This is a genomic window from Ramlibacter sp. (assembly GCF_029866045.1).
Taxonomy (GTDB): Bacteria; Pseudomonadota; Gammaproteobacteria; order Burkholderiales; family Burkholderiaceae_C; genus Ramlibacter.
Genome location: NZ_JARXAB010000152.1, coordinates 1 through 10,245, shown reverse-complemented (window position 1 = coordinate 10,245; position 10,245 = coordinate 1). Strand labels below are relative to the sequence as shown.

Below are 10,245 nucleotides of genomic sequence, written 5' to 3'. Positions count from 1 at the left end.
CGCCAGGCGATGCTGTCGTTGATCTCCATCGAATAAGGCAGCGAGGTCAGCGTGCCACGGCGCACGCGGATGGGGGTGGGCTGGTCGTCGTGATACAGGTCACACAGGTAGCGGATGCCGCTCTCTGCCACCAGGTCGGGCGTGAGATGGGTGTTGGAGGCAGCAGGCGAGAACCAGCCGGCCAGGCGCGTTCCGGTGTGGCGCAAGTGGATGGCCTGGCATTCCTCGATGGCCTCACGTTCCTCGGCCTCGCTGAGGTTCCAGTGGTAGCGGGTGTTGTACAGGCCGTGAGACATGAACTCCCACTGGCGCTTCATCATCGCCTCGGCGAGGTCGGGGTACATGTCCAGCACCGCCATCGACAGCGACACGGTCACCGGCAGCCGGAGGCGGTCGAAGACTTCCATCAGCCGCCACACGCCAACGCGGTTGCCGTAGTCGCGCAGGCCGTAGCCCAGGATGTCGGGGTGCGGCACCCGCGGCCACGGGTTACGCACCCGGATCTTCTCCGGCAGGTACTCGTAGTGCTCGATATTGGGCGCCACCCACAGCGCCACGCGCGCGCCGCCGGGCCAGCGCAGGGGGGCACGTGCGGGCAGCGGGCTGTGCGCAATGCGGTCGGCGCCGGGGATGACCGGGAGGGCAGCCTGGTGGTTGGCTTCACCGCCGACGGCGGGCGTGTGGACCGAATTCATGCCCCAGCGCCTTCTTGTCTTTTTGCCGAATGCCTGCGCGGGCTGCTGATGTGGCCGGCACAATGCGTGCGCTGCATTTGAAAAGGAGCCTTCCCATGCCTGTCGTCTCGATCACCCTCTTGCCCGGCTACAGCCAGGAGGCGCACACGCGTCTGGTGGGCCGGGTGGCGCGCAGCGTGCGCTCGGTGATTGCCGCTGCGAACGCAGGTACCACCGTCTTCGTCAATGAGGCGGCCACCTACCAGCGCGATGGCAAGGTGTTCTCTCAGGGCGGGCCGGAGCTGCCCGATGCCAGCGCCTTGGTGCGGCAGTTCCTCGAACTCATGCAGGCGCGGCAGCTCGATGAGGCCCGCGCGCTGCTGGCGCCCGGCTTCGAAATGGTCTTCCCTGGCGGCAAGCCGATGAAAGAGTTCAGCGAGTTGCTCGCGTGGGCCAAGACCCGCTACACCCGGATAGGCAAGCATTTCGAACGGTTCGACGAGGTTTGGGGCGAGGAGGGCACGGTGGTCTATTGCACCGGCACGCTCGAAGGCGTGTGGCTCGACGGGCGCGCCTTTTCCGGCATTCGCTTCATCGACCGCTTCGAGGTGGCCGAGGGCCGCATTCGCCGCCAGGACGTCTGGAACGACCTGGCCGAAGTGGCCCCGCGCGCTTAGACCAGAACCGGGCAAGGTGGCGGGAAGGGCGGCCAGCGCAGCGGCGGTGCGCTGACCGGGCCGTGTGTTGCCCGGCCGGTGCACACGCTGCCAGGAGTTCACGCCGGCGCTGGTCACAAAAAGGGCCTCAGCCCTGCTGGCGCTTCCAGGCGTCGAGGATCTCGGCGCCGGTCGCGGACCACACGCCCGCATGCCGCAGCATGTGGTCCAGGGCCTCTTCCAGCGCACGAATGCGATAGGGCTGGCCAATGATCCAGGGGTGCAGCGAGATCGCCATCACCCGGCCGCCTGCCTGCCCCGCTTCGCGGTACAGCCAGTTGAACTGGTCGATCAGGGCGTCGCGAAAGTCGTCCTCGCTGTGGTGGTTCTGAACCAAGATGGTGTGGTCGTCGATGTCGATCGGGTGCGGCATCGCATGGATCGCCCGGCTCGCCGTCTTGAACGCGTAGGGCAGGTCGTCGTTGACCCAGTCGCACAGGTAGTCAATGCCCGCCTCAGCTACCAGATCAGGCGTGTGGAAGGACTCCGACTTGGCCGGCGAGAGCCAGCCGCGCACCGGTTGGGCGCTGGCGTCGCGCAGGATGGAGAGGGTCTGCTCGATCAGTTGCTTCTCGGCCTCCAGCGACAGGCCGCTGTGATGCAGATGGTCCATGTCCAGGCCGTTGGCAATGACCTCCCAGCCGCGGCGGGTGCACTCCTTGATGAGGGCCGGGTAGCGGCGGGCGACTGCGGCATTGACCGCGACCGAGGCCTTGAGCCCGCGTGTGTCCAGCACCTGCATGATGCGGTGGATGCCCACCCGGTTGCCGTAGTCACGCAAGGTGTAGTGACGCAGATCGGGGTAAGAGGTCTGCATCGCGCCGGGCGGCTTGAAGGGCACGCCCTTCATGTTCAGTGGAAACCACTCCAGCGCCGGGATGATCCACAGGGCAACGCGGGCCCCGCCGGGCCATTGCACCGGCTTGCGTTCGCCCAGCATCGACCAGGCGTAGCGGTCCTGGTCCATGCCGTAGCCGCGCTTGGCATAGCGAAGGTGCTCGTCCGGCAGTCCGCCGGCGGAGGTATTGAAGGGGCTGTTCATGGCGCTTCTCCCACCGGGTGCGCAGCCTGGGTGAAGGCCTCGTGGTAGTGCTCGGCGTAGTACTTCGCAATCTCGCGGCCAGTGGCCACCCAGACCTTGTCGTGGCCGGTGATGTACTCGAGCGCCTCCTGGAAGGCGGCCAGGCGATAGGGCTGACCCACCAGGTAGGGGTGCAGGGGGATGCACATCACGGTGCCGCTCTTCTCGCCCTCGGCGTAAAGCCGGTCGAACTGGCGTTTGAGGATGTCGGCGTAGCGGCGCGGCTGCACCAGGTTGACGTTGTAGACGATGACGTCGTTCATCTCCAGCGAGTAGGGCATGCTGGTCAGCTTGCCCTGCTTCACCTTTACCGGCCCGGGCTGGTCGTCGTGGAACAGGTCGCAGACGTAGCTCAGGCCCATCTCGGCCACCAGGTCCATGGTGCGGTCGGTGTAGGTGAGGGCCGGTGCCAGCCAGCCGTCGAGCTTCTGGCCGGTGTGCTTTTTGATGGTGTCGATCGAGTCCTGGATCACCGCGCGCTCCTGCGCCTCATTCATGCCCATGAGGTAGCGGGTGTTGTAGGTGCCGTGGGAGTAGAACTCCCAGTCGGCGTCGGCGCAGGTCTTGATGATTTCGGGGTGGTGCTCGCACATTGCCACGTTGAGAGAGACGCTGCCGCGCACGCCCAACTGGTTCATCACATCGAACATACGGGCGAAGCCGGCGCGGTTGCCGTAGTCGCGATAGGCATAGTTCTGCACGTCGGGTGCGGGCCGTCCCCAGGCTGCGCGCGCCGGGTTGCGCGGCGGGTCGATTTCGTAGAACTCGATGTTGGGCGCCACCCAGAAAGCCACCCGCGCCCCATTGGGCCAGCGGATGGTGGGGCGGTCGTTCCAGGGCAGGTAGTCGTAGAGACCCGGGTCACGCAGGGCGGTGGTGGGGGGCGGCGCTGCGGAACTGGAAGCGGTGGTTGCGCTCATTTCTTGACCCCCACGCTCGGCACTTCGTGTCCTTCGCTGCCCCCCGAGGGGGCGCGAGCTTGCTTGAGACGGCTCGGCGCGGCGCTCATGCCATCACTTTCCCCGGCAGCTTCGCCACCGACTCCAAGGTCTCCTTGACCGAGATCACGTCGGCGTACTTGATCGCCATGTCGTAGAGGTTGGCGAAGTGCGGGGACTCGTGCTTGTCGGCCACGCACTCCTCGGGGACGATGGTGCGGAAGGACCGCTGCAGGCTGTCCAGCGCGGTGGCGCGCACGCAGCCCGAGGTGGAGCCGCCGGTCACCACGCAGGTGTCGACGCCGTGGAAGGTGAAGATGGATCCCAGGTTGGTCTCGAAAAAGGCCGAGGCCATGCGCTTGTTGATGATGATGTCGCGCTTGCGGTCAATCTGCAGGCGGTCGTCGAACTCGGAGCGTCGGCTACCGACCTTGATGTTTTGCAGCGAGTCGGGCGTGTTGCTGCGGGTGCCCCAGATGCCGCAGTCCTCGCCCGAGTCCATGTAGGCCACATAGGTCCAGATGACGGGAAAGCCCTTGGTCCTGAACAACTCGGCCAGCTGGTTCACGTACTCGAGCTGCTTGGGGTCGGTCTCGTAGGCGGTGGCGAACTCGCCGACGCAGGTGTAGGCCTTTTGCAGGTCAATGTTGATCAGGGCCGGCACCTTGCCAAAGCCGAAACGCTTGCGCGTCGGGTTGGCCTTGATTTCGGCGTAAAGCTGGCGGGCGGACTTGTCGGAGAGTTCCATGGGGCGTGCGCTTGCGAAGCGAAGGTGGTTTTGCCTCTGATATTGCTGCGCCGTATTTGTTCTGTCAATAGAACAAATTAAGGCAAACCGTGGCGCCTGAGGCCGCCCGCCTTCTGTCCGCCGCCCGCGGCCTGCCGGGCGCCGGGCAGAGGGCGCGGGATGTCATGCGGGAGTATTCAGGCCCCGCCTGGTGGCCGCTCAGTCCCCGCTTAGTCCGCAGAGCGCCAGCGCGCGTCTGGCGTGCTGCCCAGGGCCGGCGGCGGGAGGACCGAGGCCGGGCGCTGGCCGTCAAAGCGCATGGGCTGTGCCACCAGGGTGGGGCGGCCGCTGGCCGGGTCAGCCGGCACCACCATGCCACGCGCCGCGACATGCGGGTGCGCCATCACCTCGGCCACCTCGAGGATGGGGGCGCAGGGGACGGCTGCGGGCCCCAACAGGTCGACCCAGGCCGCAGTGCTGCGTGTGCGGGTCCATTCAGAAATCAGCGGAATGAGGGCCGCCCGGTTCTGCACCCGCGCCGGGTTGGTGGCAAATCGCACATCCTGGGCAAGTTGGGGATGGCCAGCAGCTTCACAAAAGCGGGTGAACTGACCATCGTTACCGACAGCCAGCACCAGGTGCCCGTCCAGGGTGGGCAAGACTTGGTAGGGAACGATGGTGGGGTGGGCATTGCCCATACGGGTGGGCCGCAGGCCGCCCACCAGGTGGTTGCCGGCCTGGTTGGCCAGCATGGCCACTTGCACATCGAACAGGGCGGCGTCGATCACCCGGCCGCGCCCGGTGCGGTGACGCTCGTTCAGGGCGGCGAGGATGGCGGTGGAGGCATACAGGCCCGTCATCAGGTCGGTGATGGCCACGCCCACTTTCTGCGGCTCGCCGCCCGGCTCGCCGGTGATGCTCATGAGGCCGCCTTCGGCCTGCACCGCCATGTCGTAGCCGGCCTTGTGGGCCATGGGGCCGTCTTGCCCGTAGCCGGTGACCGAGCAGTAAATCAGGCGTGGGTTGAGCGCTTGCAGGCTGGCGGCGTCCAGGCCGTACTTGGCCAGTTGGCCGACCTTGTAGTTTTCGACCAGCACGTCGGCTTCCGTCGCCAGCGACTTGACCTGCGCAATACCCTCCGGGCTAGCGATGTCGATCGCCACCGAGCGCTTGCCCCGGTTGGCGCAGAGGAAGTAGACGCCAACAGGCTCGCCGCCCTGGTCCCACCAGGGCGGGCCCCAGGCGCGGGTGTCGTCACCCGTGTCGGGCCTCTCGACCTTGATCACGTCTGCGCCGTAGTCGGCGAGTAGCTGCGCGGCCCAGGGGCCTGCCAGCACACGGGAGAGGTCGAGGACGCGCACGCCCTCTAGCAAGCGGAGTGGGGCGGCGCTTGCCGGTTCCCCTGCGGCGGGAGAAGCGCTCATGGTGCCCTGCCCCTGTCAGTTGGAGAAGGCGGCGATGCCGGTGATGGCGCGGCCCAGGATCAGGGCGTGCACATCGTGGGTGCCCTCGTAGGTGTTGACCACCTCGAGGTTGACCAGATGGCGGGCCACGCCGTACTCGTCGCTGATGCCGTTGCCGCCCATCATGTCGCGGGCCACGCGTGCGATGTCCAGCGCCTTGCCGCAAGAGTTGCGCTTGAGGATGGAGGTGATCTCCACCGAGGCGGTGCCCTCGTCCTTCATGCGGCCCAGGCGCAGGCAGCCTTGCAGGCCCAGGCTGATGTCGGTGACCATGTCGGCCAGCTTCTTTTGAATCAGCTGGTTGGCGGCCAGTGGGCGGCCAAACTGCTGGCGGTCCAGCACGTACTGGCGGGCGCGGGTGTAGCAGTCTTCGGCGGCGCCCAGCGCGCCCCAGGCGATGCCGTAGCGGGCCGAGTTCAGGCAGGTGAAGGGGCCTTTCAGGCCGCGCACCTCGGGGAAGGCGTTCTCTTCGGGGCAGAACACCTCGTCCATCACGATCTCGCCGGTGATGGACGCGCGCAGGCCCACCTTGCCGTGGATGGCGGGAGCCGACAGGCCCTTCCAGCCCTTTTCCAGCACGAAGCCGCGGATCGACCCTGCGTCGTCCTTGGCCCAGACCACAAAGACGTCGGCGATGGGGCTGTTAGAGATCCACATCTTGGCGCCCGAAATCGAGTAACCACCGGGCACCTTCTTGGCGCGGGTGATCATGCTGCCTGGGTCGGAGCCGTGGTCGGGCTCGGTCAGGCCAAAGCACCCGATCCACTCGCCGGTGGCAAGCTTGGGCAGGTACTTTTGCTTCTGGGCCTCGGTACCGAACTCATTGATCGGCAGCATCACCAGGGAGGACTGCACGCTCATCATCGAGCGGTAGCCAGAGTCGACCCGCTCGACCTCGCGGGCCACCAGGCCGTAGGCCACGTAATTGAGGCCGGCGCCGCCGTATTGCTCGGGGATGGTCACGCCCAGCAGGCCAAGGGCCCCCATCTCGCGGAAGATGGCCGGGTCGGTCTGCTCATTGCGAAAGGCCATCTGCACCCGGGGCAGCAGTTGCTCCTGGCAATAGGCGTGGGCCGCCTCGCGCACCTGGCGCTCGTCGTCGGTGAGTTGGGCGTCGAGCTGGAAGGGGTCAGACCAGGAGAAGGTAGCTTTGGCGCTCATGGGTTTGTCTCGTGCGAAGAAGGAATGAAGTGCGGCAATCGTAGGAGTCGCCTCCCAGCAGGGCAAGCGATGATTCCTGTGCCAGATATGAGCTTGTATAGTATCTCGGTCGGTCCCGTGCCCCGTCTGGCCGGCCGTCTCCGATGCGACGCAAGATTCCCTCTTTGCAGGCCCTGGCCTGTTTCGACGCCGCGGCCCGCCACGGCAGCTACACCCGGGCCGCCCAGGAACTGGCGCTGACCCAGGGCGCCGTCTCGCGCCAGGTGGCGGTGCTCGAGGCCTTTTTGGGCCTGGCCCTGTTTCGCCGCAGCCGCCACGGCATGGTGCTCACCCCGGCGGGCGCCGATTACGCGCGCCAGGTGCGGGCCCGGCTCGACGGCCTCGAACGTGACACCCTGGACGTGATCGGCCGCCAGGGGGAGGGCGCGGCGCTCACCCTGGGTGCGGTGCCCACCTTTGCCACCCGTTGGCTGATCCCCCGCCTGCCGCGGCTGGCGCAGGCCCATCCCGGGCTGCAGGTGCATTTGGAGACTCGCACCCGACCGTTTCTCTTTACCGACTCCGGCCTCGACGCGGCCCTGTTCGCTGGCACCCCGGAGCAGGTGGCGCAGTGGGCTGGCACCCGAGCCGAGTTGCTGCTGGTGGAGGAGGTGGTGCCGGTGTGTAGCCCGTCCTTCTTGCCGGCCGGCCGCCTGCTCAAGCCGCAGGCCTTGGCCGACTTGCCGCTGCTGCACCCGTCTACCCGCCCGGAGGACTGGCGCCGCTGGTTCGAGGCTGAGGGGGTGGACGCGCCAGCAGCCATGGCCGGACCGCGTTATGAGCAGTTCTCCATGCAGGCGGCGGCCGCCGCCGCGGGTCTGGGCGTGGCGCTCATGCCCACGCTGCTGGTGCAGGAGGAATTGGCGGCCGGCACCCTGGTGCCCGCCTGCCGGGAGCGGCGACCCGGACGCGGCTACTACCTGGTTTGCCCCGAGCAAGCGCTGGAGCCGGCCGCGCTGCGGCGGTTCCGGCAGTGGCTGCTGGGCCAGGTGCGATCCTCGACAGGTCCATCGCTAAAATCAAAGGCTACATGAGCTAGTGTTCGCGCCGGCGCTTCGCCTCCACCACGGCGCCCCTCTGACTCGCCCCTTCGTCGAAAGACTCTCCGTGAAGATCCTCCTCCAGTTCGCCCGCCAGGTCGATGAACTCAGCCGAAGAGCCGCGGTGGTCGCCATCTGGCTGGTTTTGATCTGCGCCCTGGTCTCGGCCCTGAATGCACTCAGCCGCTATATCTTTGACATGTCCTCCAACGCCTGGCTGGAATTGCAGTGGTACATGTTTGGCGGCATCGTGCTGCTGGGCGCCGCCCATCTGCTCAACACCAACGGCCATATCCGGGTCGACCTGTTCTATGGTCGCCTGAGCGACCGCCAGCGCACCTGGCTGGACCTGTTCGGGCTGATCGCTTTTCTCATGCCCTTTTGCTGGTTCATGGTGCTGTACTCGTGGCCCTGGTTCCTCGAGTCCTGGCAAATCGGCGAGATCTCGGCCAACGCCGGCGGCCTGATCCGCTGGCCGGTCAAGCTGTTGCTGCCGCTGGGTTTTGGCCTGCTCATGCTGCAGGGCGTCTCTGAGGTCATCAAGCGGGTGGCGGCCCTGCGCGGCGTGATCGCGCTGGACACCCACTATGAGCGCCCGCTCCAGTAAGAGGCCGACAGATGAACCTCTTTGACATCATGGCCCCGGCGATGTTCGCCGCGCTGGTGGTCTTTTTGCTGCTGGGTTTGCCAGTGGCTTTTTCGCTGGCCGCTCTGGGTCTGGCCTCGGGCCTGGTGGCCATCGAGGCCGGTCTGTTCCCGGCCCAGTTCATGGCCAACCTGCCGTTCCGGGTGTTCGGCATCATCGGCAACGAACTGCTGCTGTCGATTCCCTTCTTCACGCTCATGGGCGCCATTCTGGAAAAGGCGGGGCTGGCGGAGGACCTGCTCGAGGGCTTTGCCCAGGCCTTTGGCAAGGTGCCCGGGGGCCTCGCCTACGCCGTCATCATGGTGGGCGCCATTTTGGGCGCGATCACCGGCACGGTGGCTGCGTCGGTCATTGCGATGGCGGTGATTGCCCTGCCCATCATGCAGCGCTACGGCTACAACATGCGCCTGGCCACCGGCGTCATTGCTGCCTCGGGCACCATCACCCAGGTCATTCCGCCCTCGCTGGTGCTGATCGTGTTGGCCGACCAGCTGGGCAAGTCGGTGGGCGACATGTACCTGGGCGCGGTGGGGCCCTCCATCGCCCAGTTGCTCATTTTTGCCACCTTCATCTTCGTGATGTCCCGGCTGCGGCCTCAATCCATGCCTGGCCTGCCGCCAGAGGCGCGGACGCTTCACGGGTGGGCGCTGGCGCGCAAGGTGGCCGCGGGCGTGCTGCCCTCGTCTGCTCTCATCTTCGTGGTGCTGGGGACCATCTTCATGGGACTGGCCACGCCCACCGAGGCTGGCGCCATGGGCGTTTTGGGGGCCCTGGTCCTGGCGGCCCTGCACAGGCGCCTGAACTGGTCCATGCTGTACGGCGGCATGAAAGACACGATGAACGTCACCGTGATGGTGATCTTCATTCTGATCGGTGCCACCGTGTTCACCCTGGTCTTCCAGGGCGTGGATGGCGGCAAATGGGTTGAGCACCTGTTTATCTCGGTAGGCGCGGACGATGCGGTGACCTTCCTCATCGTGGTCAACATCATGATTTTCGTGCTGGCGTTCTTCCTCGACTTCTTCGAGATCGCCTTCATCGTGGTGCCGCTGTTAGCGCCCATTGCGCAAAAGCTGGGCATCGACCTGGTCTGGTTCGGCGTGCTGATTTGCGTGAACATGCAGACCAGCTTCATGCACCCGCCCTTTGGCTTTGCGCTGTTCTATCTGCGCGGCGTGGCCCCCAAGGAGGTCAAAACCTCCGACATCTACCTGGGCGCGCTGCCCTGGGTGGCCTTGCAATTGCTGCTGGTGGGCATCCTGATCTTCTACCCCGAGCTGGTGACCGGCATGCTCGACAAGCCCGAAACGGGCAACCTCGACAACGTGGAGATCCGGGTCGAGGATCCGGCCCCAGCAGCCGAACTGCCTGCCTCGGGCGCTTCCGGACCCAGCGGCGATTCCGCTCCTCAGTCGGCGCCAGACCCAGCGGATTACTTCAACAAGAAGTGACCCCTTTGTCCCGGCGTTGGATCGGGACGCCGATGCAGAGACGCCTTCGCCTCGGGCCCTTCGTCTGGGCTCTGTAGTTCTGGACATTGCCTGGGCCCTTGGCCCTTGGCACAGAGCGCGGCGGGTATGCGGTGCGGGCGCAGCGGCTTCGATGCGGGGGCCCTTCGGGCTTTCTTGCGGTGCTCGGCCGCCAGGGGCACGCGCGGCAAACTCGGCCCTGCGGGCCTCAAACCTGCCGCGCTCTACGGCCCCTGTCGACCTCTGCTCCTCATCCCCGCATAGGCGCCGCTGCACCCATACCGCATACCC

The 10,245-nt window shown here is 66.4% G+C and carries 10 protein-coding genes; 4 read left to right on the top strand and 6 right to left on the bottom strand.

What is annotated here, in order from left to right:
- On the bottom strand, positions 1-695 hold a 695-nt coding region (locus QE494_RS15445; protein WP_300044598.1), incomplete at its 3' end, for a polysaccharide deacetylase family protein.
- Positions 696-790: 95 nt separating this feature from the next.
- Here QE494_RS15445 and QE494_RS15440 point away from each other — a divergent pair.
- Positions 791-1,351, top strand: coding sequence for a nuclear transport factor 2 family protein (locus QE494_RS15440; protein WP_300044596.1), 561 nt, complete (start codon positions 791-793; stop codon positions 1,349-1,351).
- Positions 1,352-1,478: 127 nt separating this feature from the next.
- On the opposite strand, the gene QE494_RS15435 is transcribed toward QE494_RS15440, so the two are convergent.
- The 5 genes from QE494_RS15435 to QE494_RS15415 all read right to left on the bottom strand — a co-directional run bounded on the left by QE494_RS15435 (position 1,479) and on the right by QE494_RS15415 (position 6,760).
- Complete coding sequence (locus tag QE494_RS15435) at positions 1,479-2,432, bottom strand: polysaccharide deacetylase family protein (protein WP_300044594.1); 954 nt, start codon at positions 2,430-2,432, stop codon at positions 1,479-1,481.
- Positions 2,429-3,391, bottom strand: coding sequence for a polysaccharide deacetylase family protein (locus QE494_RS15430; protein WP_300044592.1), 963 nt, complete (start codon positions 3,389-3,391; stop codon positions 2,429-2,431). Before QE494_RS15430 ends, QE494_RS15435 begins: the two co-directional genes overlap by 4 nt.
- 85 nt (positions 3,392-3,476) lie before the next feature.
- Entirely contained in the window at positions 3,477-4,157 is a 681-nt protein-coding gene (locus tag QE494_RS15425) for an isochorismatase family protein (protein ID WP_300044589.1), read from the bottom strand.
- A gap of 209 nt (positions 4,158-4,366) precedes the next feature.
- Positions 4,367-5,560 (bottom strand): CaiB/BaiF CoA-transferase family protein, encoded by a 1,194-nt coding sequence (locus tag QE494_RS15420; RefSeq protein ID WP_300044587.1) that lies wholly within the window; start codon positions 5,558-5,560, stop codon positions 4,367-4,369.
- A gap of 15 nt (positions 5,561-5,575) precedes the next feature.
- Positions 5,576-6,760 (bottom strand): acyl-CoA dehydrogenase, encoded by a 1,185-nt coding sequence (locus QE494_RS15415; RefSeq protein WP_300044585.1) that lies wholly within the window; start codon positions 6,758-6,760, stop codon positions 5,576-5,578.
- A 143-nt stretch (positions 6,761-6,903) separates the two neighbouring features.
- Here QE494_RS15415 and QE494_RS15410 point away from each other — a divergent pair, with 143 nt between their 5' ends.
- The 3 genes from QE494_RS15410 (at position 6,904) to QE494_RS15400 (ending at position 9,936) form a co-directional block, all read left to right on the top strand.
- Positions 6,904-7,833 (top strand): LysR substrate-binding domain-containing protein, encoded by a 930-nt coding sequence (locus QE494_RS15410; protein ID WP_300044583.1) that lies wholly within the window; start codon positions 6,904-6,906, stop codon positions 7,831-7,833.
- A gap of 73 nt (positions 7,834-7,906) precedes the next feature.
- The gene (locus tag QE494_RS15405; protein ID WP_300044581.1) at positions 7,907-8,446 is read left to right on the top strand and encodes a TRAP transporter small permease subunit; all 540 of its coding nucleotides are present in this window, start codon (positions 7,907-7,909) and stop codon (positions 8,444-8,446) included.
- Between the two features lie 11 nt (positions 8,447-8,457).
- Positions 8,458-9,936 (top strand): TRAP transporter large permease subunit, encoded by a 1,479-nt coding sequence (locus QE494_RS15400; RefSeq protein ID WP_300044579.1) that lies wholly within the window; start codon positions 8,458-8,460, stop codon positions 9,934-9,936.
- The last annotated feature ends 309 nt before the right edge of the window (positions 9,937-10,245 follow it).